At 51.2% G+C, this 24,575-nt stretch carries 27 protein-coding genes, 1 tRNA gene and 5 pseudogenes; 20 read left to right on the top strand and 13 right to left on the bottom strand.

All coding sequences use genetic code 11. The features are described 5' to 3' along the window. The first annotated feature begins 70 nt into the window (after positions 1-70). Complete coding sequence (locus tag PXH59_RS04315) at positions 71-970, top strand: IS982 family transposase (protein ID WP_285810357.1); 900 nt, start codon at positions 71-73, stop codon at positions 968-970. 94 nt (positions 971-1,064) lie between these two features. Here the strand turns inward: PXH59_RS04315 and PXH59_RS04320 are convergent, their stop codons facing one another. Further along, positions 1,065-1,385: a SymE family type I addiction module toxin gene (locus tag PXH59_RS04320; RefSeq protein ID WP_285810509.1), complete on the bottom strand. Its 321-nt coding sequence runs from the start codon at positions 1,383-1,385 to the stop codon at positions 1,065-1,067. Between the two features lie 82 nt (positions 1,386-1,467). Continuing rightward, entirely contained in the window at positions 1,468-1,878 is a 411-nt protein-coding gene (locus tag PXH59_RS04325) for a helix-turn-helix domain-containing protein (protein ID WP_285810511.1), read from the bottom strand. Positions 1,879-2,000: 122 nt separating this feature from the next. Between PXH59_RS04325 and PXH59_RS04330 the strand changes: the two genes are divergently transcribed. Next, the gene (locus PXH59_RS04330) at positions 2,001-4,715 is read left to right on the top strand and encodes a CHC2 zinc finger domain-containing protein (RefSeq protein WP_285810513.1); all 2,715 of its coding nucleotides are present in this window, start codon (positions 2,001-2,003) and stop codon (positions 4,713-4,715) included. Between the two features lie 85 nt (positions 4,716-4,800). Here the strand turns inward: PXH59_RS04330 and PXH59_RS04335 are convergent, their stop codons facing one another. Further along, positions 4,801-4,935: a hypothetical protein gene (locus PXH59_RS04335; protein WP_285810514.1), complete on the bottom strand. Its 135-nt coding sequence runs from the start codon at positions 4,933-4,935 to the stop codon at positions 4,801-4,803. Here PXH59_RS04335 and xerC (PXH59_RS04340) point away from each other — a divergent pair. Together xerC (PXH59_RS04340) and PXH59_RS04345 are read left to right on the top strand one after the other, a co-directional pair. Further along, the gene (gene xerC, locus PXH59_RS04340; RefSeq protein ID WP_285810515.1) at positions 4,934-6,007 is read left to right on the top strand and encodes a site-specific tyrosine recombinase XerC; all 1,074 of its coding nucleotides are present in this window, start codon (positions 4,934-4,936) and stop codon (positions 6,005-6,007) included. The two genes, PXH59_RS04335 and xerC (PXH59_RS04340), sit on opposite strands and share 2 nt — an antisense overlap. Next, positions 5,995-6,228: a hypothetical protein gene (locus PXH59_RS04345; RefSeq protein ID WP_285810517.1), complete on the top strand. Its 234-nt coding sequence runs from the start codon at positions 5,995-5,997 to the stop codon at positions 6,226-6,228. Before xerC (PXH59_RS04340) ends, PXH59_RS04345 begins: the two co-directional genes overlap by 13 nt. Positions 6,229-6,579: 351 nt before the next feature. Here the strand turns inward: PXH59_RS04345 and PXH59_RS04350 are convergent, their stop codons facing one another. Further along, entirely contained in the window at positions 6,580-6,810 is a 231-nt protein-coding gene (locus PXH59_RS04350; RefSeq protein ID WP_285810519.1) for a hypothetical protein, read from the bottom strand. Between the two features lie 164 nt (positions 6,811-6,974). On the opposite strand from PXH59_RS04350, the gene PXH59_RS04355 reads away from it, so the two are divergent. Further along, complete coding sequence (locus PXH59_RS04355; protein ID WP_285809887.1) at positions 6,975-7,481, top strand: DNA/RNA non-specific endonuclease; 507 nt, start codon at positions 6,975-6,977, stop codon at positions 7,479-7,481. A gap of 3 nt (positions 7,482-7,484) precedes the next feature. Next, positions 7,485-8,012 carry an SMI1/KNR4 family protein gene (locus PXH59_RS04360; RefSeq protein WP_285809883.1) on the top strand — a complete coding sequence of 176 codons (528 nt, stop codon included), beginning with the start codon at positions 7,485-7,487 and terminating at the stop codon, positions 8,010-8,012. Between the two features lie 264 nt (positions 8,013-8,276). Here the strand turns inward: PXH59_RS04360 and PXH59_RS04365 are convergent, their stop codons facing one another. The 3 genes from PXH59_RS04365 to PXH59_RS04375 form a co-directional block, all read right to left on the bottom strand. Then, positions 8,277-8,474 (bottom strand): DUF7706 family protein, encoded by a 198-nt coding sequence (locus PXH59_RS04365; protein ID WP_133813210.1) that lies wholly within the window; start codon positions 8,472-8,474, stop codon positions 8,277-8,279. 14 nt (positions 8,475-8,488) lie between these two features. After that, the gene (locus PXH59_RS04370) at positions 8,489-8,809 is read right to left on the bottom strand and encodes a SymE family type I addiction module toxin (protein ID WP_046397397.1); all 321 of its coding nucleotides are present in this window, start codon (positions 8,807-8,809) and stop codon (positions 8,489-8,491) included. 78 nt (positions 8,810-8,887) lie between these two features. Then, positions 8,888-9,220: a helix-turn-helix domain-containing protein gene (locus tag PXH59_RS04375; RefSeq protein ID WP_046397400.1), complete on the bottom strand. Its 333-nt coding sequence runs from the start codon at positions 9,218-9,220 to the stop codon at positions 8,888-8,890. Between the two features lie 136 nt (positions 9,221-9,356). Here PXH59_RS04375 and PXH59_RS04380 point away from each other — a divergent pair, with 136 nt between their 5' ends. The 3 genes from PXH59_RS04380 (at position 9,357) to xerC (PXH59_RS04390) (ending at position 14,015) form a co-directional block, all read left to right on the top strand. Beyond that, the gene (locus PXH59_RS04380; RefSeq protein ID WP_285809884.1) at positions 9,357-12,269 is read left to right on the top strand and encodes a CHC2 zinc finger domain-containing protein; all 2,913 of its coding nucleotides are present in this window, start codon (positions 9,357-9,359) and stop codon (positions 12,267-12,269) included. 329 nt (positions 12,270-12,598) lie between these two features. Further along, entirely contained in the window at positions 12,599-13,111 is a 513-nt protein-coding gene (locus tag PXH59_RS04385; RefSeq protein WP_285809885.1) for a site-specific integrase, read from the top strand. Next, the gene (gene xerC / locus PXH59_RS04390; RefSeq protein WP_285811626.1) at positions 13,014-14,015 is read left to right on the top strand and encodes a site-specific tyrosine recombinase XerC; all 1,002 of its coding nucleotides are present in this window, start codon (positions 13,014-13,016) and stop codon (positions 14,013-14,015) included. The genes PXH59_RS04385 and xerC (PXH59_RS04390) overlap by 98 nt, the downstream gene beginning before the upstream one ends. Before the next feature lie 455 nt (positions 14,016-14,470). Here the strand turns inward: xerC (PXH59_RS04390) and PXH59_RS04395 are convergent, their stop codons facing one another. Beyond that, positions 14,471-14,605, bottom strand: coding sequence for a hypothetical protein (locus tag PXH59_RS04395; RefSeq protein WP_285809886.1), 135 nt, complete (start codon positions 14,603-14,605; stop codon positions 14,471-14,473). 330 nt (positions 14,606-14,935) lie between these two features. On the opposite strand from PXH59_RS04395, the pseudogene PXH59_RS20030 reads away from it, so the two are divergent. The 3 genes and pseudogenes from PXH59_RS20030 to PXH59_RS04410 all read left to right on the top strand — a co-directional run. Then, positions 14,936-15,019 (top strand): annotated as a pseudogene (locus PXH59_RS20030) (RHS repeat-associated core domain-containing protein); the annotation flags it as partial. Positions 15,020-15,104: 85 nt separating this feature from the next. Then, positions 15,105-15,455, top strand: a complete 351-nt coding sequence (locus tag PXH59_RS04405; protein ID WP_285811627.1) for an EndoU domain-containing protein — start codon at positions 15,105-15,107, stop codon at positions 15,453-15,455. Positions 15,456-15,462: 7 nt separating this feature from the next. Further along, positions 15,463-15,780, top strand: a complete 318-nt coding sequence (locus PXH59_RS04410; protein WP_285810522.1) for a hypothetical protein — start codon at positions 15,463-15,465, stop codon at positions 15,778-15,780. Positions 15,781-15,852: 72 nt separating this feature from the next. Here the strand turns inward: PXH59_RS04410 and PXH59_RS04415 are convergent, their stop codons facing one another. Continuing rightward, complete coding sequence (locus PXH59_RS04415; protein ID WP_285810524.1) at positions 15,853-16,173, bottom strand: SymE family type I addiction module toxin; 321 nt, start codon at positions 16,171-16,173, stop codon at positions 15,853-15,855. 84 nt (positions 16,174-16,257) lie between these two features. Continuing rightward, the gene (locus PXH59_RS04420; protein ID WP_285810511.1) at positions 16,258-16,668 is read right to left on the bottom strand and encodes a helix-turn-helix domain-containing protein; all 411 of its coding nucleotides are present in this window, start codon (positions 16,666-16,668) and stop codon (positions 16,258-16,260) included. Between the two features lie 122 nt (positions 16,669-16,790). Between PXH59_RS04420 and PXH59_RS04425 the strand changes: the two are divergent. From PXH59_RS04425 to PXH59_RS04435, 3 genes and pseudogenes are all read left to right on the top strand, one after another. Next, positions 16,791-17,323, top strand: a pseudogene (locus tag PXH59_RS04425) (CHC2 zinc finger domain-containing protein); the annotation flags it as partial. A 138-nt stretch (positions 17,324-17,461) separates the two neighbouring features. Further along, positions 17,462-17,785 carry an IS630 transposase-related protein gene (locus tag PXH59_RS04430; RefSeq protein WP_285808283.1) on the top strand — a complete coding sequence of 108 codons (324 nt, stop codon included), beginning with the start codon at positions 17,462-17,464 and terminating at the stop codon, positions 17,783-17,785. Further along, positions 17,754-18,302 carry an IS630 family transposase gene (locus PXH59_RS04435; RefSeq protein WP_285811610.1) on the top strand — a complete coding sequence of 183 codons (549 nt, stop codon included), beginning with the start codon at positions 17,754-17,756 and terminating at the stop codon, positions 18,300-18,302. The genes PXH59_RS04430 and PXH59_RS04435 overlap by 32 nt, the downstream gene beginning before the upstream one ends. Before the next feature lie 11 nt (positions 18,303-18,313). Here the strand turns inward: PXH59_RS04435 and PXH59_RS04440 are convergent, their stop codons facing one another. Next, on the bottom strand, positions 18,314-19,084 hold the full coding sequence (locus PXH59_RS04440) for a hypothetical protein (protein ID WP_285810525.1): 771 nt from the start codon (positions 19,082-19,084) through the stop codon (positions 18,314-18,316). A 124-nt stretch (positions 19,085-19,208) separates the two neighbouring features. On the opposite strand from PXH59_RS04440, the pseudogene PXH59_RS04445 reads away from it, so the two are divergent. The 5 genes and pseudogenes from PXH59_RS04445 to PXH59_RS04465 form a co-directional block, all read left to right on the top strand. Further along, positions 19,209-19,689: pseudogene (locus PXH59_RS04445) on the top strand (IS5 family transposase); the annotation flags it as partial. Between the two features lie 64 nt (positions 19,690-19,753). Continuing rightward, positions 19,754-20,540, top strand: a protein-coding gene (locus PXH59_RS04450; protein ID WP_285810526.1) for an IS5 family transposase whose coding sequence is annotated in 2 segments (ribosomal slippage) — positions 19,754-20,013 and positions 20,012-20,540 — 789 coding nt in all. Because the reading frame shifts where the segments join, the coding sequence is not laid out codon by codon here. Positions 20,541-20,622: 82 nt separating this feature from the next. After that, positions 20,623-21,780, top strand: a pseudogene (locus tag PXH59_RS04455) (IS701 family transposase). 183 nt (positions 21,781-21,963) lie between these two features. Continuing rightward, positions 21,964-22,245 (top strand): annotated as a pseudogene (locus PXH59_RS04460) (transposase); the annotation flags it as partial. 82 nt (positions 22,246-22,327) lie between these two features. Beyond that, a complete protein-coding gene (locus tag PXH59_RS04465; RefSeq protein ID WP_285810527.1) occupies positions 22,328-23,326 on the top strand; it encodes an ISAs1 family transposase in 999 nt (332 codons plus the stop codon). Between the two features lie 286 nt (positions 23,327-23,612). Here PXH59_RS04465 and PXH59_RS04470 read toward each other — a convergent pair. Further along, positions 23,613-23,688: transfer RNA gene (locus tag PXH59_RS04470), tRNA-Asn, on the bottom strand. 140 nt (positions 23,689-23,828) lie between these two features. Next, positions 23,829-24,338 carry a YlaC family protein gene (locus tag PXH59_RS04475; protein ID WP_285810528.1) on the bottom strand — a complete coding sequence of 170 codons (510 nt, stop codon included), beginning with the start codon at positions 24,336-24,338 and terminating at the stop codon, positions 23,829-23,831. Positions 24,339-24,575 lie beyond the last annotated feature (237 nt).

The following is a 24,575-nucleotide window of genomic DNA, read 5'->3' on the forward strand; positions in this document are numbered from 1 at the left end:
TTGAAATGACATAGCCGCTCCTTTATAACTTTAAGTCGTCAAAAATAGAGAGATAAAGGAACAAAAGGCTATGTCACAGCAAGATTTTATCATTTGGGTGTTTTGTTGGGTAGATGACAATTTAACGCAGTTACAGCAAAGTATGCGATTCAGAAGCCGGGGATATCCGCCTAAACTGAGCGATGCAGAAGCCATCACGATGGAAGTGGTGGGTGAATTTTTAGGACTTTCAACAGATAAAGGCATTTGGACGTACTTTAATGACCACTGGCGCGAGTGGTTTCCGGGGCTAGGTTCGCGCGCCAATTTCGCTAAACAGATTTCTAATCTTTGGGTTGTTAAACAACAACTGCAAGAAAAGCTGGCGAGGTTATTGGGCGCGCCCGACAGGCCGGTACATATTATCGACGGATTTCCGCTGCCCGTCTGTGGATTCAAAAGAGCAAAAGGCAGTGCCAACTTCAAAGGACAAGCCGATTATGGGTACTGTGCCGCCAAAAACGAAACTTACTACGGCTTCAAAGGACATCTCATGATAGACGAAATCGGCGTGGTAACCGGGTTTACGCTGACGCCCGCCAATGTCGGTGAGCGTGAAGCAACCTGGGATGTGATCGGTTCGATAAAAGGCTATTTGCTGGGTGATAAAGGGTATTTAGGCGTTGAATTTAAACAGGAAATGAAGGCAGAGGGTATTGAAATGATTACCCCAGTGCGTGCCAATAGGGATGATCCCATCCCCAGAAAAACGAGAAGGGTCATTAACGCCAAACGCCGTTTAATTGAAACCGTCATTGGTCAACTTGCCGGGCAATTTGCTATCGAGAAGTGCTGGGCACGGGATTTGTGGCATTTGAGTAATCGAATTGCCAGGAAACTGCTTTCTCACACATTGGGTATTTTTGCCAATTTTAAACAAGGTAAAAGTCAACGCGACTGGCTTCAACAAGCCAACGTTATAGGATGTTAAAGTCGAGCATCGCGTTAAATTAATATATTAAAAGCCGGAAGATCCCCGTGATCTTCCGGCTTTCTTCTTTTTAACAGCCGCTCAGTCCCTGCCCTTAGTTGCTGTTGTAGTCGCCAAGCAGTTCCCGCATTCTCAGCTTAATTTCACTGAGCTGGTCTTGCTGGCGCTGGTACTGTTGCTTGATGTTGCGGGTGTCGTCACTGTCAGGAGTAAGCACCAGACAGCCATCCATAATCTTAACCGTGAGTGTGCAGCCTTTATCAAACCCGGCCGCCTTAAGCCACTGGCCTTTAAGATGGATCGCAGGCGGGGCGTTGGCCTTGTCATTTTGCGGCACGTATCCCACGGTGTAATAACGTTCTGTTTTTGTCGCTTTATTTACTGCACGGTTTTGCCTAGAATGCGCCTTAGCCATGTTCAACTCCTATTAGTTGCTTGTGGTTAGCAACTTCGGCGTGTTGCAAGCGCGCCGGAGCTGCGTTAAAAATGCGTTCTCTTTAGCTGCCTTTCTCCTGCTCAACCGGGCGCATCGCTGATTCAACCCGGCTCTTCATAATCACCGCATCAATCAGTTTAATCACGGTTTCCTGCTCTTCCGGCTGGCATTCTTCAAGGGCTTTAAGCCGCTCGATTAACCGCGTGTTACTCAGCGGCAATTGTTCGTCAGACGAACCTAATAACAAATAATCAATCGATGTAGTAAATAACTCAGCCAGTTGTATCAGCTTATCCGCAGGCGGAATGTGCATCCCGGATTCGTACTTGTTGTATTGCGAAAGCTGTAACCCAATCAGGCCAGCCACTTCTTTCTGTGTTCGCCGTTGCTGGTTACGCAATGCTTTCAGCCGTTGACCAAATGCCCGGCGCTGTTCTTCGGTCTGCATAATCTCTTCTGTCATATCAGCCATAAAGTGCTCCGAGTATAAGGGGTGTTATTAAAACGACTTGCTTTACTATCGTATTGCGATTATATAATATATCGCATAGCGAATCAAAATAAATCTTGACAGGTTTTTAAAGGAATATCGATATGGCTCGCATTCCCGAAGTAGAATTACAGCACCTGAAAACCGCCGTTCCCTTAGTTGCCATCATTGAGCAGCAAGGACGGCAGTTGTTTAAGCGCGGCAAAGATATGACGGTGTTGTGCCCGTTCCATGAGGAGAAAACGCCCTCGATGGTGATCACACCATCGAAGAATCTCTATCACTGCTTTGGCTGCGATGCGGGCGGATCGGTGCTGGACTGGGTGATGAAAACCGAAAATCTGAGCCTGCGCCATGCCGCCGAACGCTTAAAGGCGATGCTGGGGCACAATCCGGCGGTTGAGCCTCTGGTACAGCCGGAAGAGCTGGCCAATGATGCGATCGGCCAACAGGTGTTGCTGTCACGGGTCGTTGAGTTTTATCACCATACGCTGCTGAATGCGACAGAAGCACAGGCGTATCTGTCCAAACGGCGGCTCAATCATCCTGAGCTGGTCAGCCATTTTAAGCTGGGCTTTGCCAACCGAACGCTTGCTTACCGCCTGCCGCCCAGTAAATACAAGGCCGGAGCAGAGATCCGCCGCCGTCTGCAAGCAGTCGGTGTGCTGCGGGAGAACGGGCGGGAGCATCTGCGCGGTTCGCTGGTTGTGCCGGTGATGGGTACACAGGGGCAAATCCACGAACTGTACGGGCGCATGATCAGTGATGATCTGCGGGCGTCGGTTATCCGTCATCTGTACCTGCCGGGCGCACATCACGGCGTCTGGAATGAAGCCGCACCGGGTGCGTCCAGGACGCTTATCCTGTGTGAATCGCTCATTGATGCGATGTCGTTCTGGGTGACGGGGCAGCGCAATGTCACGGCGGCCTATGGGGTGCATGGTGTCACCGCTGACCACTGGCAGGTCTTTGAGCAGCACAACATTAAGCAGGTGCTGATCGCCTTTGATAACGATACCGCTGGCAATGAGGCGGCGGTGAAACTGGCGTCAGCACTGGTTGCCAAAGGGATCACGCCGCTGCGCGTGGTGTTCCCACCGGGCAGGGATGCCAACGAGTATCTGTGTCAGATGGCCGAACCCGAAACCGCCTTTGCTCTGCTGATTGAGAGTGCTGTACCGATGCAGGAGGCGGCGGATATGGTGGCTCTAGAGCGCCAGACACCTGAGCCGGACACAGCACCCGAACCCGCTTCCCCTTTCGCCGCCGAACCGGCGCCCCGCGTGACGCCGAATGTGGTCTGTGAGTCGGGTGAGCATGGCGAGCTGCTCGTGTCAGTCGGCACACTGCAATGGTGTCTGCGCGGCATGGGATCAGTAAAGGCAGGTTCCGCTGCGATGAAACTCAATGCGCAGGTGCTGGACAGGCAAAGCGGGGTGTTGTTCGCCGACGGGGTTGATCTGATGAGCGGCCGTTCACGTAACAGTTACTCCCGCATGGCCGCCACTGAGCTGGGACTGGGCGAAGCGGATCTGCGGCGGGCGCTGGGGCAGGTGTTGCTGGCTGCTGAACAATGGCAACAGCAAGGCGGCAAGGTATCAGTGGTCAATGTGCCGACAATGAGTGACACCGAACAAAAGGCAGCGCTGGCCTTGCTGCAAGATCCCTATCTGACTGCCCGTATTACCGCTGACTTAGCCGCCTGTGGCGTGGTCGGTGAATCCACTAACTTACTGGCCGGCTTTTTGGCTGCCGTGAGCCGTAAACTGCCCAACCCCTTAGCCGTCCTGATCCAAAGCAGCAGCGCGGCCGGAAAATCCTCCCTGATGGAGGCCGTACTGAACCTGATGCCGGAAGAAGAGCGCACCCAGTACAGCGCCATGACCGGGCAAAGTCTGTTCTATCTGGGAGAAACCCATCTCCAGCACAAGATTTTAGCGATAGCGGAAGAAGAAGGCGTGCGGCAGGCGGCTTACGCACTCAAGCTGTTGCAGTCAGATGGCGAGTTAACAATGGCAAGCACGGGCAAGGATGAAGCGACCGGAAACCTCGTTACCAAAAGCTACACGGTGAAAGGCCCGGTGATGCTGATGCTGACCACGACCGCCATTGATGTGGATGAAGAGCTGCTCAACCGCTGTCTGGTGCTGACGGTCAATGAATCCCGCGAACAGACCGAAGCGATCCATGCGTTGCAACGGCAGAAGCAGACGCTGGCAGGCTTGCTGGCTGAGAACGAGCGGGCGTATCTCACCGAACTGCACCAGAACGCCCAGCGGCTGCTGAAACCGTTGAATGTCGTTAATCCCTATGCCAGTCAGCTCACCTTCATGAGCGATAAAACCCGCACCCGCCGTGACCATATGAAATACCTGACGCTCATTCAGAGCATCGCCCTGTTGCACCAGTATCAGCGGGACATCAAGACGGCAGCGCACCGGGGGAAGACGTTGGAATATATCGAAGTCACGAAAGACGATATCCGGCTTGCCAATCAGCTCGCCCATGAAATCTTAGGCCGGACATTGGACGAGATGCCGCCGCAGACACGCAAGCTGTTATTACTGATCCAGCAGATGGCGCACGGGATGGCATCGGACAGGCAGCAAACGCTGCGAGAGGTGCGTTTTACCCGGCGGGATATCCGCGACTTCACCCAATGGAGTGACAATCAGCTTAAAGTGCATTGTCAGCGACTGGCTGAGATGGAATACCTGCTGATCCACGGTGGCAGTCGCGGGCATCTGTTGCAATACGAACTGCTGTGGGATGGCGAGGGCGACAGCGCCCACTTAAGCGGTTTGATCGTGCCCGTATGATCACCGCAAGTTGGACTGAAAACAACGCAAGTTGCCCACAAGTTGGGTTCAAGTTGGTATCAAGTTGGGGCAGACAAAACCGCTATCAGACCGCAGCCAGACAGGGCTGACAGCGCGCAAGTTGGACAAACTCAAAAATCACTGTTCCGGCAACACAATAAAAACTTCCCGTCATACCGTACTGCCGGATAGCTTCCATCACAAAAAGGACAATCCGCATGATAACTTCACACGACAACACCCTGATCACACTGCGCCAACAGCTCGAAGCGTGGTTCGACACGCTGCTGGCACAAGGCCGGGCTGACCGCACGCGGGAAACATACCGTAGTTACCTGCTGCCCTTTATCGACTGGTGCGAACAGCGTACGGTTCGTTACCCCGCACAGGTCACCCTGGTGTTACTGGAAAGCTGGCAGCGGTATCTGCGGGCTTACCGTAAAGCCGATGGTCAGCCTTACGGCAATAACGGTCAGCGGGAACGGCTGATCGCCCTGCGGCTGTGGTTCCGCTGGTTACTGCAACGCCATCACATCCTCTACAACCCGGCCGAGCAGATGGTGTTGCCGAAAGAAGAAAAGCGGCTGCCGGCGCAGATCCTGAGTGAACGGGAAACCACACAGGTGCTGGAGAGCCTTGACGATCAGGGTGTGCTGGGGTTCCGCAACCGGGTGATGCTGGAAATCCTCTGGAGCAGCGGCATCCGGCGCATGGAGTTACGCCAGCTTCAGCGGGGCGACATCGACTTCGAACGCGGTGCGGTCGTGGTGAATCAGGGCAAAGGGAATAAAGATCGGGTTGTGCCTGTCGGTGAGCGGGCGCTGGGCTGGCTGAAACGCTATCTGGTCAACGTCAGGCCACAACTGGCCGCGCACTATGACAGCGGTTATCTGTTTATCTCGCAAAAGGGCAGGCCGCTGAGTCTGGGACACCTGACGCAAATCGCAGGCAAAGCCATCCGGCAGCAGGCACAGCTGGACAAGCCGGGGGCGTGTCACCTGTTCCGGCACTCAATGGCCACGCAGATGCTGGATAACGGTGCCGATATCCGCCATATCCAGGCGATGCTGGGGCATGAAAAGCTGAATACAACACAAATCTATACCAAAGTGGCGATCAAACAGCTCAAGCAGGTACACAGCCGAACCCATCCGGCAGAGCGAGACTCTCAGGCCTTGCCGGATGCAGACAGCCAGACCGGACGCTCAGAGAACGGTTCAGACTGTGCCAGCGGAGAGCCAGACGCCAAACGGATACCACAACGCACCGGACAGCCTGAGTGTCCCCGTTGAGTTCGCTGGGTTCAGTGCAGGGGCAGACCGTGGCCGGACTGCCCGTTGGCCTCGGTGCCTGCGGGGGTACGTGGGCAATGGTCGGCCTGACCCCTGCCGCCCCCGTTCAGTCAGTGCAGGCCGCCCAAAGCCCACTCAACATAATGTTGGGGAATTATGCGAAACTCGCCGTTCAGCCACGTAGTCCCCCCCTGCGCCGGAGAGCGGCTCGCATCGCATAATACACATTATGTCTGGCGCCCCCGCTCATCGGCATCGCAAGGTGCCGCCGCACAAGGCTGGCGCCTTCTGCTCTAAACTTTTGAGCCGATCCCTGCCAAAGACCTGCGCCGACCCTGAGCACTGTGCCACGTTCCGGCAAAATCACGTCTTCTTTAGCTGCCTTGCGTTGTTCCGGCAAACTTCCCTGTAGGCAGGTCGGCCTGCGGCCTCCGCAAATTTACCTCCCCCGCCCCGACCCCGCTGCACTGGCTGCGCCCGGCTCGCAGTCGCTTCTCTCCTTGCTCTTTCCCGTGCTCGCCATCTTCGCCCCGTGCAGCCCCCGAAGGGGGCTTCCCTTGAGTAAAGTGCCATCAGCCAAACCGAGCACAATCTTCGGCTTCCGTGCCTGAGAGCGTCGCAATGCGCCGCTTGCGGGTTCTTTGCCACCCGCACCCGCAGAAAGTGCGCCCGCCGCCCAAACAAGTCGGGCCGCGTTCGCCCGTTGCCGAAAGTGAAAAACTGCACAAAATCAGGTTGATTACCCCATCAATCAGAAAAAGGGGCGCTATACTGCATAACGGCTTGCGGCGGTAGTCTGGCAAAAGTGCACCGGGGCAACATGGCAAAACAGCGCAAAAGTGCGTATCGGCGTTTTAAGTTCGTGGATGTGGGCTAAACGGGTAAAAACGGTTCTTTAATAAGCTGATATTCAAAGAAAAAATCACGTAAAAAAGTACGACCGCACCGGAATCACTCCTAAGATCCTTTGGGGCTAAATGGGGGTCTGAATCCGTATGCATACGTCCATAATCCGGCGAACTGGATTGATCCGCTCGGATTAACGGGATGTCCTAATAGTATTAAATATGGCGAATTAGATCATTTAGGACGCCCTACAGGAGTTCATGCCACTTTAGATAAAGGTCATATTAATATGGGTACGCACGCTAGCCCCGATATACAGCCGCCAGGATTTATTACAGGAAAAGGTTCTAACAGAGCTAGGGGCCATTTGCTCGGACGACAATTAGGTGGTTCTGGTGATGATGTTAGGAACCTGGTTACTCTTCAACAAAGACCTGCTAATACTCCTGTCATGAGTGGAGTCGAAGGTAGAATAAGAAAAGCCTTAGAGCAAGGAGAAGTTGTTGAAATGAGTTCTATTCCTATTTATAAGGGACCATCCAGAATACCAGCAGGTATTACAATGAAAGCTGAAGGTTCAGGGGGCTTCTTTGAATATGTCACCGTTCTTAACCCTCCAGGAATATAAATAATGAGTATAGAGAGCTTAAAGAATCTATTGCCCTTACCCGTTCATCCTAATGAAAATGGTGAAGGTAAAACGTGGCCGTTAATAGATGAACAGTATTCTTTTCCTAAGGACTATATTGATTTTATAACCCAATATGGAACAGGTAGGATTGCTGATTTTATCACTATATTTAACCCATTTAGCGAAGATGATGATTTAAATTTTTTTAGGCAAAAAGTATGGATTATTGAAGATTTTCAGTCCCTTGTTGAATCTGATCCAGATTATTATCCGTTTATTCTTTATCCCGATATTAATGGATTGCTTCCTATGGGAGTTACAGATAACGGCGATTATATATTTTGGGTTGTATCGTCAGATAATAGTGACTTATGGAATGTCGCTATTATTGCGGCAAGGGCACCAGAAGTTGAATATAGGCAAGAAAATTTCATTGATTTTTTAGAAGGTGTTTTATCAAGAAACGTCAAATGCATGTCATTCCCTGATGGTTTTCCTTCTAAAAATATAGAATTTAGTAGCATTTAAAAATAAGCCGGAAAGATCCCCGTGATCTTTCCGGCTTTATTATTTTTATACTTAAAATAAATATTTTACAGAGTTGATCTTATATATTAAATATATAAATTAAAATCACAAAAATATAAAATAAATAAGAAGGTAAACAAAGGAATAATATAGAAAAATATAAAATTAATGGTAAATATATACATAGGCTATATTTTGGATATTTTATTCTGTTTTTTCTCTGAAACAGCAAAAAGCCGGAATCGCTTCCGGCCTGCTTCTTTCTTACCGTGGCGAATACCCATGATACGCCAGTGCCGACTGGAGCCGCCCTATCGCGGCCTTGATAACCCAGGCTTCTGTGTCATCAACCGCACAGGCCCGTATCTCTGCCCAGCTCAACCGTTTAACCAGTTGCGCCAGTGCCATTGCTTCGTCATGGCTCAGGTGCACTTCCTTTAGCTGCTCAATCCCTGCTCTCATGCTACTCCCCTCCCTTAAATGGTTTTGTAATCGCCAATGAGTTCGCGCATGCGGAGCTTGATATCACTGAGTTGCTCCTGCTGACGCAGGTACTGTTGCCTGATGGTGTGGGTGTTGTCACTGTCCGGTATCAGCACCAGACAACCATTCATCACTTTCACCGTTAAAGTACCGCCAATATCAAAGCCTGCGGCCTTAAGCCATTGACCTTTCAGGTGTATCGCAGGTGGTGCTTTAGCCTTGTCGTTTTGCGGCACGTATCCCACGGTGTAATAACGTTCTGTTTTCGCTGCTTTATTTACAGCGACTTCTGCCTTAGAATGCGTCTTAGCCATAATTAACTACCTCGCATAGTTGCTTGTGGTTAGCGGCTATATCGTGTTGCAACCACGGTAGAGCCGCATTAAATCAGGTCAGCCCAATAACCGTTTTGCCTGATGTTTTAAAATCATTGCATCCAGAACCGAGGTCACAGAGCGTCGTTCTTCCTCATCCATCTGTTTAACCGCTTCAAACTTGAGCTTAAGTTCGTCCTGCGGCTCCCGCTCACCCTCCTCAAATATCAGCCAGTCAGCCGAAACATTAAACGTAACAGCAATACGTTTAAGAATGTCTAAAGAGGGTTGAGCCTCACCAGATTCATAGCGGCGAACTTGTGTCAGATGTATCCCCACCTTGTCAGCCATCTGTGGCTGAGTTAGTCCTTGTTGCTTACGCAGTTGCAGAAAACGGGCAGAAAAGCTCATCCAGAATGTTCCTTTATCAGTCGTGATGGCTTCCATTATCTCCCCCTGTTCTGAATAGACTTGACTAAACAACCTTTATGGGACATATAATAGTATCTATATAGAGCATTGACAAGGATTTAAAAGGAACATTTTTATGGCCCGCATTCCCGAAGCCGAATTACAGCACCTGAAAGCCGCCGTCTCCTTAGTCGCCGTGGTGGAGCAACAGGGGCGACAGCTCTTTAAACGCGGCAAAGATTACGTACTGCTGTGCCCGTTCCATCAGGAGAAAACCCCGTCAATGGTTATCTCACCGGCAAAAAATCTCTATCACTGTTTTGGCTGTGACGCCGGCGGCTCAGTGCTGGACTGGGTGATGAAAACCGAAGGCTTAAGCCTGCGCCATGCCGTGGAACGCCTGCGCGGGGAACTGGGCGAGAATCCGGCAATGGCCCCGCTGGTCCAGCCGGATGAACCCGCCGTGCTGGCCGAAGATGAAGCCGGACGGCAGGCGCTGCTCAACCGGGTGGTTGAGTTCTACCACCACACGTTGCTGAACGCCCCCGAAGCCCTGGCTTATCTGGAAAAACGCCGGTTAAATCACCCGGAATTAGTCGCCTGTTTTAAACCGGGCTTTGCCAACCGCACCCTCGGCTACCGGCTGCCCGCCAGTAAATACAAGGCCGGTTCCGCTATCCGGGCCCGGTTAATGGCGGCGGGTATCCTGCGGGACAACGGGCATGAACACTTCAGAGGGTCATTAGTGATACCGGTTATCGACCGGCACGGCCAGATACGCGAAATCTATGGCCGTAAAATCGGTGAAGACCTGCGCAAAAGCACACCGTGGCATCTGTATCTGCCCGGGGCGCATAGCGGTGTCTGGAATGAACCGGCCATAGCCGCGTCAGCCTCGCTTATCCTGTGTGAATCATTAATCGATGCGATGTCATTCTGGGTAGCGGGTTACCGTAATGTCACCGCCGCCTACGGGGTGAACGGGTTTACTCCCGACCACTGGCAGGCACTGAAACAGCATCAGGTCAGACAGGTGCTGATTGCCTTCGATAATGACCCCGCCGGGAATGATGCCGCGGTAAAACTGGCCGCCGAACTGACTGCCGCCGGTATCACCGTGTTCCGGGTGGTGTTCCCCGAGGGCATGGATGCCAACGGCTATCTGTGTCAGGTCGCCGAGCCGGAACGGGCCTTCGGGTTGCTGCTGGACAGTGCCGTGCCGATGCAGGACGCGGCAGAGATACAGGCCACCACCGCAACAGAGCGGGCCGCACTGGCTAAACATCAGCCGGTTCCGGTGCCGGAAACAGTCAGCACATTAGCCGCCGGTATAGCGTCGTTGCCGTCAGTGCCGAATGTGGTCTGGGAAACCGGCGCTAACGGCGAGATATCCCTGACGCTGGGCACACAACAGTGGGGTATCCGGGGCCTGTCACAGGTGAAAGCCGGAGCGGCAGTGATGAAAGTGAATGTTCAGGTCGTTGATACTGACAGCGGCGTGATGTTCGCCGACAGCGTGGACATGATGAGCGCCCGCAGCCGGGGCGGGTATGCGCGGCTGGCCGCCACCGAACTCGGGCTGGCCGAAGGTGACCTGCGCCGGGCACTGGGGCAGGTGTTGCTGGTACTGGAACAGTGTCAACAGGCCGGCGTCAGTGAACAAACCGAAACCCCGCCGGTTCCCGAACTGAGTGAGGACCAGCGGGCTGCGGCGCTGGCGCTGCTGCAAGACCCGCAACTGAGTGAACGCATCACCGCTGACTTAGCCGCCTGTGGCGTGGTGGGCGAATCCACTAACCTGCTGGCCGGTTACTTAGCCGCCGTCAGTCGCAAGCTGGACCGTCCGCTGGCCGTGCTGATACAGAGCAGTTCGGCGGCAGGGAAAAGCAGCTTAATGGATGCGGTCCTCAATCTGATACCGGAAGAAGAACGGCTGCAATACAGCGCCATGACCGGCCAGAGTCTGTTCTATCTGGGGGAAACCAATCTCCAGCATAAAATCTTAGCCATTGCCGAAGAGGAAGGGGTGCGGCAGGCCGCCTATGCGCTTAAGCTGTTGCAAAGCGACGGCGAACTGACCATTGCCAGCACCGGTAAAGACGATGCCAGCGGTAATCTGGTCACCAAACAGTACACAGTGAAAGGACCGGTGATGCTGATGCTCACCACCACCGCAATAGATGTCGATGAAGAGCTGTTAAACCGCTGTCTGGTGCTGACGGTGAACGAATCGCGGGAACAGACCGAAGCTATCCACGCCTTGCAGCGCCATAAACAAACCCTCGAAGGCTTACTGGCAGAGAATGAAAAGGCGTATATCACCGAACTGCATCAAAACGCCCAGCGGCTGTTGCGCCCGCTCAATGTGGTTAACCCTCATGCCTCACAGTTAACGTTCATGAGCGATAAAACCCGCACCCGACGCGACCACATGAAATATCTCACCCTGATACAAAGTATCGCCCTGCTGCATCAGCACCAGCGGACGGTGAAGACCGCGGAACACCGGGGCAAACGGCTTGAATATATCGAAGTCACCAAAGAAGATATCCGCCTGGCGAACCGGCTGGCCCACGAGATATTAGGCCGTACGCTGGATGAGATGCCGCCCCAGACCCGAAAACTGTTGCTGCTGATACAGCAAATGGTGAAAGACACGGCGGCAGCGCAACAACGCCCGGTGAAAGATATCCGCTTTACCCGCCGGGATATCCGCAGTTATACCCACTGGAGTGACAGCCAGCTTAAACTCCACTGTCAGCGCCTGAGTGACATGGAATACCTGCTGACACACGGCGGCAGTCGCGGCCATCTGTTGCAATATGAACTGCTCTGGAATGGCGATAAAGCGGAAGAAGCCCACCTGTGCGGTCTGATTGAACCGGAAAATCAGGCTGCCAATAGTGTATATGACTCGTGCAAGTCTGGCCCGGATGAAGGCAAGTCGGGGTCAAGTCTGCCCCAAGTCAGGGCCAAGTCTGGTTCGCCAAAACCGGCGGCAAGCCGCAGTGACAAAGGGCTGAACGGTTCGCAAGTCGGGACAGCCTGAAAAGGACTGTTCCGGCCCCCTAAAAATCAGGCCGTCGTACCGTACTGCCCCTTCATCAACGAACCCGAAAGCCAGAAAGGAAAGTGTGAATATGACGGGTGCAAGTCTGGCTCAAATGAAGGCAAGTCAGGGTCAAGTCTGCCCCAAGTCGGGGTCAAGTCGGGTTCGCCAAAACCGGCTGCAAGCCGCAGTAGCAAAGGGCTGAATGACTCGCAAGTCTGGGCAGACAGAAAAGGACTGTTCCGGCCACCTAAGAATCAAGCCATCGTACCGTAGTGACGTATCACACACCGATAACACTAACCGCTGTTCCCTACAGGAAATCCATCATGTCATCACCCGTTAAACATCAATCCAACTCCCGCCCGCTGACCCTGCGCCAGCATCTGGACGCGTATCTGGATAACCTGCTGTTGCAGGGGGCGAGTCAAAAGAGCCAGTCCGCCCGTCATGAACGGCTGTCACCGTTCGTCAACTGGTGTGAGGAACAGGGCGTAATATCCGCGGCTCAGGTCACCGAACCGTTACTGGAAAACTGGCAGCAGCATCTGGCCCGGTACCGCAAAGCCAACGGTCAGCCCTACCCGCCGGACAGTCAGCGCCGACGCCTGCGCGCCTTACGCCTGTGGTTCGACTGGTTGCAGCAACAGCACGCTATCCCGGCCAGCCCGGCGGCAACACTGGCCTCGCCAGACAGAAAAAAAACGTCCCTCGGTGACGGAGACCCACGGTCAACCCGACGCCATCCCGGCCCGCTTCGCCACCTTACGCCAGCATCTGGCCGCCTGGCTGGAAGCCGTGCGGGGACAGGGCTTAAGCGAACGGACTCAGGAGTCCTATGAAGAGCGGCTGTTGCCGTTCATCAGCTGGTGTGAAGCCCGTGGAGTCATGACCGCACCGCAGGTCAGCCTGCCGTTGCTGGAAAGTTACCAGCGCTGGCTGAGAAGCCACCGCAAAGCGGACGGCCAGCCCTACACGCCGGGCAGTCAGCGGGACCGCCTGAGTGTCTTACGTCAGTGGTTCCGCTGGCTGCTGCAACGTCACCATATCCTGTATAACCCGGTGGACAGTCTGGTGTTACCGAAAGAAGAAAAACGGCTGCCGGCACAGGTAATGAATGAAGACGAAACCCACACGGTATTAGCCGCAACGGATATCAACACCCCAACCGGGCTGAGAAATCGCGCTATCCTTGAAGTACTGTGGAGTACCGGTATCCGGCGGATGGAAATAGCCAACCTGCTGTTAAGCGAGGTGGACTTCGGGCGCGGCGTGGTGCTGGTCAGACAGGGCAAAGGCCGTAAAGATAGGGTGGTGCCCATCGGCGAACAGGCGCTGCACTGGTTAAGCCGCTGGCTCAGCGTCCGGCCCGAGTTAACGCGGCGGGGTGACAGTGGACACCTGTTTATCACCAGGAAAGGCCGGGGACTGGCAAAGGGCACATTAACCTGGATAGCCGCCGACAGCATCCGTAAACAGGCGCAACTGACTAAACCGGGGGCCTGTCATCTGTTCCGCCACTCAATGGCAACCCAGATGCTGGAGAACGGCGCGGACACCCGGCACATCCAGGCGATACTGGGGCATGAGAAGCTGGAAACCACCCAAATCTATACCCGGGTGGCTATCGGTCACTTAAAGGAAGTGCATGAGCAGACCCACCCGGCAGAACGGCAGTCAAAGCAGGCAACGCCAGACGATAAGCAGGCGGAGAGTAACAAGCCGGACAGCCCGAAGCCGGTCTGAACGCGCTGTGTTGCCGGACAATCTTAATGTTAGCCGGTTCCCTGTGAGCGCGTGGGGTGCAGTGAAAGGCAGACCGCGCGCGTCCCTGCGCACGGACTGCCTCCCTACCATCGGCGTGCCCGGCGGTAAATGCCGGCCGCCCGGCGCTGAACTTCGGCGTTCTCTATAACAATCGTTGCCGGTCAGCCGCCATTCAACATAATGTGACATTAAGCGAAATGGGCCTGAACGGCCCACCACGCTTAACAAAACATTATGTCGGCGCCGCCCACCCACGGGCGCTGCGCGGTCACCTCAACCCCGGTGAGCGGCTGGCCGCCGGGTGGAGCCTCTTAGCCCCAGAGGCGCGCAAGGCTGACGCCTTCCGCTGTCAGCCGCAGTGCTAAAACCGGCCGCCGCAGTCGCCGCCGTCCCTGGCGGCTCCGGTGCTAACATCCGCCTTAAACCGTTGCCGGTCAGTCCGTCAGGGTCAACGGCCCTGAAGGCAGGCCAGCAAGCTGGCCGCGGTTTATTGCCCCCGCCCAACCCCGCTGCACTGGCTGCGTCCGGCTCGCAGTCGCAGGCTCCTTGCTCGTTCCCGTACTCGCCATCTCCGCCCCGTCCGCCCCCGCGGGCGGGGGCTCCCCGCTGAAAAGCTTCACCTGCGGGCCTCGCCGGCCCGCACCCGGCCAACCCGCGTCAGCGGCGCAGACAAGCTGCCCCGCCGCCACGGGTTATCGAGAAAACCCGGTTCTGGCAGGCAAAGCGGGCCGAAACCCGGCACTGACATCGGGGAAAAAGTGAGCTAAAATCGGCAAAGTGCCCGTCGGGGCGAGTTGATATGTTCTTTAACAGGGTGGGAAAAAGCGGTGAAGAAAAAGGCTGCTAAATCAGGGGGAAAGGTCCGCTCAATCGTATGATGGCGTCGGGATAGTGCCTAAGACCCCATTGGGCTTGCGGGCGGGTTGAATCCTTATTCATACGTTCATAATCCGCTGTCTTGGGTTGATCCTTTGGGATTAGCAGGAGACGATTGCGATAAGCTGCTTAAGCAGTCTTCCAAAAAAAACTGTTCCTCCGATAAATGACGAGCATGTTTTCCACGGAGAGATCAATAAAAAAGGTAAGGCTGTTGGTTTTCATCACGAAGGTGCCCATCACGGAAAAGCGCGAATTGTCCAAATGACAAACCCACCTAATTCACAAGGTATTTATACAGGTAAAGTAGAAATTCGTGATGCCAACACAGGCGAATGGATAGCTAAAGCTCGTGAATCCTCGTTTTATCCAAAATCATGGAGTCCACAAAAGGTTATAGATGAGATTAAAGGAGCTTACCAAAATGCCACAATACACCCAAATGGAAAATGGTCAGGAACATCTCCTAATGGAATTAAAATAGAGGGATGGCTTGATGCTTCGGGCAAGATAAACACAGCATACCCCATATACATTAAATAGAGGTAATATGAGATTTTTTATTGATAAAGATGGATATCCAGGAGTGGATATTGAATATGATCGTCATGTATTAGCAGATTTTTTAAGTGGCGATATTCAGGGTAGTATGTATAGTGTGGACGAACTTATTGATTTATGTAAATCGGTCAAAAGTGGTGAAATACCACAATGGGAAGGCACTGGTAATGCCCATACTGTTACAATTAAACCGGATGGCGTCGAGATTTTTAATGAGTACACCGAAGAAATCTTAATCATTTCAACGATAGAAGAGTTCAAGGGTTATCTCGAAAAGTGGAAAGAATTACTTCTGAGTAGAGAATAACCATGAAAAAGCCGGAAAGATCCCCATGATCTTCCGGCTTTTTTCTTTTTAAGAGCGGCTCAGCCCTTGCCCTTAGTTGCTGTTGTAGTTGCCAATTAGTTCCCGCATTCTCAGCTTAATTTCGCTAAGCTGGTCTTGCTGGCGCTGGTACTGTTGCTTAATGGTGCGGGTCTCGTCACTGTCAGGAATGAGCACCAGACAGCCATCCATAATCTTAACCGTGAGTGTGCAGCCTTTATCAAACCCAGCCGCCTTAAGCCACTGGCCTTTCAAATGGATCGCAGGCGGGGCGTTGGCCTTGTCATTTTGCGGCACGTATCCCACGGTGTAATAACGTTCTGTTTTCGTCGCTTTATTTACTGCACGGTTTTGCTTAGAATGCGCCTTAGCCATCATTCAACTCCTCAGTAGTTGGTTGTGGTGAGCAACTTCGGCGTGTTGCAAGCGCGCCGGAGCTGCGTTAAAAATGCGTTCTCTTTAGCTGCCTTTCTCCTGCTCAACCGGACGCATCGCTGATTCAACCCGGCTCTTCATAATCACCGCATCAATCAGTTTAATCACGGTTTCCTGCTCTTCCGGCTGGCATTCTTCAAGGGCTTTAAGCCGCTCGATTAACCGCGTGTTACTCAGCGGCAACTGCTCGTCAGACGAACCTAATAACAAATAATCAATCGACGTCGTAAATAATTCAGCCAGTTGTATCAGCTTATCCGCAGGTGGGATGTGCATCCCGGACTCGTACTTGTTGTACTGCGAAAGCTGCAATCCAATCAGGCCAGCGACTTCTTTCTGTGTCCGCCGTTGTTGGTTACGCAATGCTTTTAGCCGTTGACCAAATGCCCGGCGCTGTTCTTCGGTCTGCATAATCTCTTCTGTCATATCAGCCATAAAGTGCTCCGAGTATAAGGCGTGTTATTAAAACGACTTGCTTTACTATCGTATTGCGATTATATAATATATCGCATAGCGAATCAAAATAAATCTTGACAGGTTTTTAAAGGAATATCGGTATGGCTCGCATTCCCGATGCAGAATTACAGCACTTAAAATCCGCTGTCTCCTTAGTTGCTATCATTGAGCAGCAGGGGCGGCAGTTGTTTAAACGCGGCAAAGATATGACGGTGTTGTGCCCGTTCCATGAGGAGAAAACGCCCTCGATGGTGATTACACCGGCGAAAAATCTCTATCACTGCTTTGGCTGCGAGGCGGGCGGTTCAGTGCTGGACTGGGTCATGCAAACGGAAGGGCTGAGCCTGCGTCATGCCGTGGAACGCTTAAAAGCGGTGCTGGGGCACAATCCGGCGGTCGAGCCACACTGGTGCAACCGGAAGAGCTGGCCAATGATACGATCGGCCAACAGGGGTTGCTGTCACGGGTGGTTGAGTTTTATCACCATACCTTGCTGACTGCGCCGGTGGCTCAGGCGTATCTGTCCAAACGGCGGCTTAATCATCCTGAGCTGGTCAGCCATTTTAAGCTGGGCTTTGCCAACCGCACGCTTGCTTACCGCCTGCCGCCCAGTAAATACAAGGCAACCAGTGCGAATTTCACGACGATATCAAACTCTTTTTTGGCGTGAAGAGCAGGGAAAACCCGCGAGTTATGAAAGACGTTACTATATAGCAAAATCATACTAATATGTCATAATATCCAAATCCAAAATGACAAGGCATAAAGTGAAATGGGTTACAGTCTAGATTTTCGAAAAAGAGTACTGGCATACAAAGATAAGCATTCGTTGACTTTCGAACAAACGAGTGCCCATTTTGAGATTTCTATTCGTACCCTGTTCCGGTGGAGTCATAAAATAGAACCTTGCATGACGCGTGATAAGCCTCCCATGAAAATTCCTGATGAGGTGCTCATCGCGGATGTCCAAAATTTTCCTGATGACTATCAATGGGAAAGAGCAAAGCGCTTAGGGGTCTCACAATCGGCGATTCATTACGCGTTGAAACGGCTTCGCCTCACTCATAAAAAAAACCTTAAAACATCCTCGCGCTGATCCTCAGCTTCGTCAGGCGTTTGTCGAGCGCATCAGCGGCTATAAACAGGAAGGCAAACCGATTGTGTATTTGGATGAAAGTGGTTTCGCGCAGTCAATGCCACGGATATACGGGTATTCAGAGAAAGGGCAGCGTTGTTTTGGTACACAGGATTGGCACGCGAAAGGCCGTATTAACGTGATTGGAGCCATTCTCGAAAATACGTTCATCACCTTAAGCTTATTTACTGGCAACATTAACGCCGATGTCTTTCATGCGTGGGTGACGCAGGATTTATTGCCCAAACTCCCACACGGTGCCGTGATAGTCATGGATAATGCGCGTTTTCATAAACGACTTGATACGATACAAGCGATAGCAGAGAGTCAATATCAATTAGAGTGGCTGCCCGCTTATAGTCCGGACTTGAATCCCATAGAACACAAATGGGGTGGGGCAAAAGCGATAAGAAGACAAAAAAGATGTTCAGTTGATGAGGTGTTCACCGAGCACATCGAGTGTGTCAGGTTATGTTGATTCTGCTATATTTACAGAGCATATTGAATATGCCATGTTATGCTGATTTTGCTATAGCGGGTACGGCCATCCAGCACCAGTGTCAATTCCGGTGTAAATGGGCGGCCGTGGATGGGGTGCGCCACTTTCAAATTCAGGCTTTTACCATCACTGATCCAGCAGCCATTAACCGGCATCTGTGACCAGTCCCGTTTCTGGTAGGTTTCCAGTGCACGGGCAGCGGAGCCGGTGAGACGGCCCCGGGCTTTTTCCCGCTTCGGCAGTTTTGCCATCACCCAGCGTACCGCATCATAGGAAGGCTGGGCGTCCAGCATGGCCGGCTGGTCAGCGTAAAGTTGCTGCCATTCTTCAATAAAACTGCGGTAAGCCGCCTGTAATGACGGGCCATTCACATTGCGGTAATGTGACAGGAACAGGGGAAACCACTGCACCTGCTCCGGCTGAACTTCTTTATTATGACCGGGTGACAGTAAGGCCAGCCGCTCATCGCCGTTATTGGTGCTCTGGTAGAGCGTGCCCCATTCCTGCAAAGCCCGTGTACCGATGCCGCGCCGGTTTCCCTTGCGGGCATTGGCATTGTCTGCGGCGGCCTGGAGCACCGGCGGTAACGTCCCCTGACGTGATCCGTCAGAAAAATACTGCACCGCCGCCGAACGGGACATGCCCGCATCACGGAGGTTCAAAACCTCCAGCGCCAGCAGGGCGCGGGCATCCGCTACCTGCCGCTGTTGCTCCGTCAGAGACGACAGTTCACGGGACAACAACGCCGGGCACTGGCGCATTAACTGCAACTCATCCAGTGGGTGTACAGTCTGAGAGCCTATTCAGAATCTTTTTTGAATGTCATTGTTTTTCATGTATCCTGCCCGCCAAAATAAGATAAGTGTATATATCTATATAATTAATATGATAAAAATCTATCCGAGTGATATTAGTCGAGAAGCCTTTCAGGAAATTGAGACTTTATTACTCAGCAATAGAAAACGCACCCGGCCTCGGACAGTTGATGTCTATGAGGTATTTTGCGCGTTGCTGTATATCCTCAAGAGTGGCTGCCAGTGGGATATGCTTCCCCGTGATTTCCCCAGCAAAAGTACTGTGTACTATTATTTCAAACTTTGGAAAGAGAAGCCGTCAGAAATGGAGCCAAGCCTGCTGGAGCAGGCTTTAAAAAAATGCAGTTGGCGAGGTCCGCATCAGCCATGGTCGGAGCGCCAGCACTACTTTCATGATAGTTGATACGCAAAGTGTGAAAAACACGGATACGGCGCGTGAGAAAGGCTATGATGCTGGTAAGAAAATCTCCGGTATCAAACGTCATATCGCGGTATACAGTCAGGGATTACCTCATGCAATTGCTGTCACAACGGCGAATGTGACCGACAGGGGATGGCGCTGTACAACCTGTTCAGAGTCTTTACTAAAATACATTGAACCCTGATAATCTGAAGATGAGAAAAGTTTACCCCAGTGATATCACCCGTGAGCAATTTGAGCAGATACGCCCTCTGCTTGAACAAGCCCGTAAACGAACTGCACCCCGTAAAATTGACCTTTACGAGGTATTTTGTGGCCTCTTGTATCTGTTGAAAAGCGGATGTCAATGGCGCATGCTGCCGTCCGATTTCCCTAAATGGCGTACTGTACATTATTACTACCAGATTTGGAGTGAACCCCATGAATCCGGCTCTGTTTTGGCGCTGGCTTTAAAAAAATCAGGTTCAAGAAGCCAGACAAAAAAACGGCCGTGACGCATTGAGCACGTTTTTAATTGTTGATGCACAAAGTGTCAAAAATACCGATACAGCGAAAAGCAAAGGCTATGATGCGGGGAAAAAGATTTCAGGGATAAAGCGCCATATCGTTGTTGATAGTCAAGGACTTCCTCACGCCATGATAGTCACAACGGCCAATGTGACTGACAGGGAAGGGGCACTGGATGCACTGGCCGGGCATCAGGCCAATCTGGGAAACTTAAAATGCCTTTTGGCGGATGGGGGATATACAGGTGATCGTTTTGCTTTGTCGATCAAACTGTTGTGTGGTGCTACCGTGCAAATTGCCCAACGTCATGAGTTACATAGATTGATAGTCATTCCTAAACGTTGGGTTGTTGAACGCTCGTTCAGTGGGTTGGAAAAATGCAGACGGCTTTGGAAAAATTGTGAACGAAAACTGAATACCAGTTTGCAAATGATCAATTTAGCTTTCTTAGTGGTGTTATTAAAAAGACTCTGAACAGGTTGTAGTACTACAGTCGTAATGTGTCATGTGTCATGATAGCTATCGTCCTTCTTTCTAACCCTAAGGGAGGTGCCACATGGCCTCACCTGTCAATCTCTGGGAACAGGAGCTCCTGAACGCCCATTCCCGTCTGGCTCCGTTGTTTCACTCTGCGAGTTCTCAACAACGTTGTCTGGCCTATCTTCGGGGATTACTCAGTGATGTTGAACGTAAAAATGGCTGGCAACTGGCTGAATGGCTCGGTGAACGCTCACCGGATGGCATTCAATATTTTCTGGAACGTGCCCATTGGGATGCTGAAGCCGCTCGCGATATCTTACGCGGAGCATCTGGGTGATGAGCAAGGTATCCTTATTCTCGATGAAACCGGTTTTATCAAGAAAGGGACGCATTCTGCCGGGGTACAGCGTCAGTATAGTGGAACGGCGGGACGGGTAGAAAACAGTCAGGTCGGTGTCTTCCTGTGTTACGCCGGCAACGGCGGCCATGCCTTTATTGACCGGGCCTTATATCTGCCCAAACAGTGGACGGAGGATCGCCCCCGCTGTGACGCCGCCGGCATTCCTGACTTGGTGAGTTTTGCGACCAAACCCCAGCTCGCCCGGCACATGCTGGCGCGGGCATTCAATGCCAATGTCCCCTGCCACTGGGTCACCGCCGATGCGGTCTATGGACATGACCGCCGCTTGCGATGTTGGCTGGAATCCCAACATCAACCGTTTGTCTTAGCGATCCCCAAAAATGAGCGCCTCTGGTGGCAAAAACCGCACTACACCCGAGCAGACCCATTGCAGCCAGTCTGACCCCTGACGACTGGGAAAAACAGTCAGCCGGACTGGGAACAAAAGGCGAACGTTGGTATGACTGGGCACGGATCCCGCTCTGGCGCTTACAAGTGAGTGAAGAGGAACGGCGTTATGGCCATTATCTGCTGATCCGGCGTAACCGGGATGTGAAGCAGGAACTGGCCTACTATGTTGTCTATGCCCTTAAAGAGCAGGCCGATCTCAAGACGCTGATTCAGGTGGCCGGACATCGCTGGGAAATCGAAAGCGGTTTTGAGGAAACAAAAGGCGAGTGCGGTCTGGATCATTACGAAGTCCGGCAGTGGCAGAGTTGGTATCGGCATATTACGTTGTCATTATTGGCGCCTGCGGTTCTGGCGGTTTTGCGGATACAGGAGAAAAAAAACGCCGGCGGGACTGATAGCCCTGAGTGTAGCGGAACTGCGTAAGCTCCTGTCAAAACTGATGAGAAAAACAGGAGAAACCCTAAAGCAGATTTTATATTGGTCAACCTGGCGGCGACGACATCAGTATCGCGCACAACAATGCCATTATCGTCGGCGGAATAGCCTTATGATTACAGAACGATTACGACTGTAGTAGTAGAAGTATTGGTGCCCCATCAGACTAATTTAGGGCAGTTAAAGAGCCTTTTAGCTGATGGGGGTTATAGTGGTGATAAATTTGCATTATAAATCAATCTATTATGTGGATCTGACGTACAAATTGCCAAGCGCAATGAACTCCATACTTTTGCAGTCATCCCTAAACGTTGGGTGGTTGAACGTTCGTTTGGTTGGCTGGAAAAATGCCGACGGTTATGGAAGAACTGTGAAAGGTATTTGAATACCCGCCTCCAGTTCGTCAATTTAGCATTTCTTGTCTTGCTATTGCGTAGAAAAAATACTGAATAAGTTCTGAGTTACCGGGGTATTGATCAGGGGTTACGCATGAAAATATTGAGTGGATAATTCCTTCATTTTGAGAGGGGTGCAGATGAAAGAATTAGTGGAGGTCTTTTCTGATTTTCCAGAACCACGTTGTCAGGGAAAGGTTAAACACCGTTTTATTGATATCTTAGTGAGCGCCGTATGCGCTGTCATTGCCGGGGCTAATGCCTGGACCGATATTGAACAGTACGGCCAGCTAAAAAAAGATTGGCTGGGTTCATTTCTTCCGCTCAAAGGCGGTATTCCTTCACATGATACTTTCCGGCGCTGTTTCAGTTTATTAAATCCCGCTCTCTTTGAACGTCATTTTTATCAGTGGGTTTCTCGTGACGTCTCTTCAGAAAAGCGGGGGATCATTGCGATTGATGGTAAAAGTTTACGCCATTCGTTTGATAAGAAAATTGAACAAAGCCCACTACATGTGGTGAGTGCATTCTCGGTTGAGAAAGGACTCAGCTTATGTCAGTGTGCAGTAGACGGAAAATCAAACGAAATTAAGGCTATCCCGGCATTATTATCGATGCTTTCATTGAAAGGACATCTCGTGACGATGGATGCGATGGGCTGCCAACGCACGATTGCTCAGCAATTACGCGAGAGTGAAGCTGATTATATTTTGTCGCTTAAAGGCAATCAGGGGAAAACTTTTTCGGAAGCTGTTAACTATTTTCAACAACCACAGATAACCCGAAAACCTTACCTTAAACCTGACTATGATGAATTCGATGATAGTCACGGACGTACCGTCAGACGACGCGGGTGGGTTCTGCCGCTGACCTCAGAAACAAAATACTTAAGTTCTTGGCCAGATATTCAGGCTTTTCTGGTAACGGAAACGATACGACAAGAACGCTATTCTGACACAGTGGCCTCTGATTTTCGTTATTATTTAAGCCGTTGTCATGATTCTCCCGCCTTTCAACTAGGTGCCATAAGACAACATGGGGCTATCGAAAATAGTTTACACTGGGTACTGGATGTCACTTTTAGAGAAGATGATGCACGGATGAGAGAGCGGACCGCCACAAGAGTATTTGCCCAATGACGTAAAATGGTGCTCAATATTGTTAAACGAGATACCAACAGTAAACTGAGTTTGAGTGCTCGAAGGAAATCGGCCGGGTGGGATAATAGCTAAATGGAAGCGCTGCTATTTAATCAATTTTAGCCCACCAACATTTCATGCGTAACCCCTGGTCTTAGTAATGGGAAATAAAAAATCAGGATGAAAAAAACGGCTCCCGATTGGGAAGCCGCTTGAAAAGGCTTAGGCTAAGTTACCTTCCTCAACCTTAACACCCCGCCGATTTATCTGGCGAGATATTTGAATCTGGCTCCTCCAGCTGGACTCGAACCAGCGACATACGGATTAACAGTCCGCCGTTCTACCGACTGAACTATGGAGGAATCGGGTTGTTCTTGAGAACGGGGCGAATACTAGCGATGAACTGGAATAGTGTCAACGAAAAAATTCTTTTTTCTTACTGTTTGCTCATCATATGAACTTATTGGTTTGCTAGTGTACTATTTTATTGAATTTATTATATTTATGCACTTTTATTAACCATGCTAATAGATGGGGCATAAGGTGATTGTTCCGAACAAGCGAGCATAAACACATCATAAAAACAAACCTCCTGTTTCTTCTGCATGATATGCTTGATGTCATCTTTGATTATATTTGGCACTTGGGGATGAGTAAGTATCTTATTGATCGCTTTCTTAGAAACTTGCTCGTTGACAAACCATTCACCGTTATAGCATACCCGTAAATCAAGTACGTCAATATCTTCGAAATGATAGACTGGCTTGATATCAAATAGCAAAACGCCTGCCATAGCAATAAAGGCTAGAGTAAATGCAAAGAGAGACCCGGTGCCGAAATAGGGTGCATACCACATGAGCATAGCAAGAAAAGCATAGGCAATGACCATCGCCAGACACAAGTAGGGATGATGGCGAATAAAAGTGCTGTTGAAATGTACTTTACCATCACGATGCTCTGTAAGATTGATCCGCTCAAGATCTTGAATCAATATCTGTTGTATGATTTTCATAATATTAACCCACTCACTTTGTAGAAATTGTGTCGTAAAAAAATGCTGTAAAAATCGTGATCGAATTGAAAGTTATGGCATTTTCAAGGTTAGCATGTCCTGAACCGATATCTGTATAGCAATTGTTTTAATTTATTTGGCAAATTGTTATTGTTGGCAAGCAATATCTTGTATTTTTCGTGCTAAGAAAAAGTTGAATAAATCAAATAAAATTATAAAAAAACCTGTTTATTATAT

Source organism: Xenorhabdus bakwenae (assembly GCF_030272115.1).
Taxonomy (GTDB): Bacteria; Pseudomonadota; Gammaproteobacteria; order Enterobacterales; family Enterobacteriaceae; genus Xenorhabdus; species Xenorhabdus bakwenae.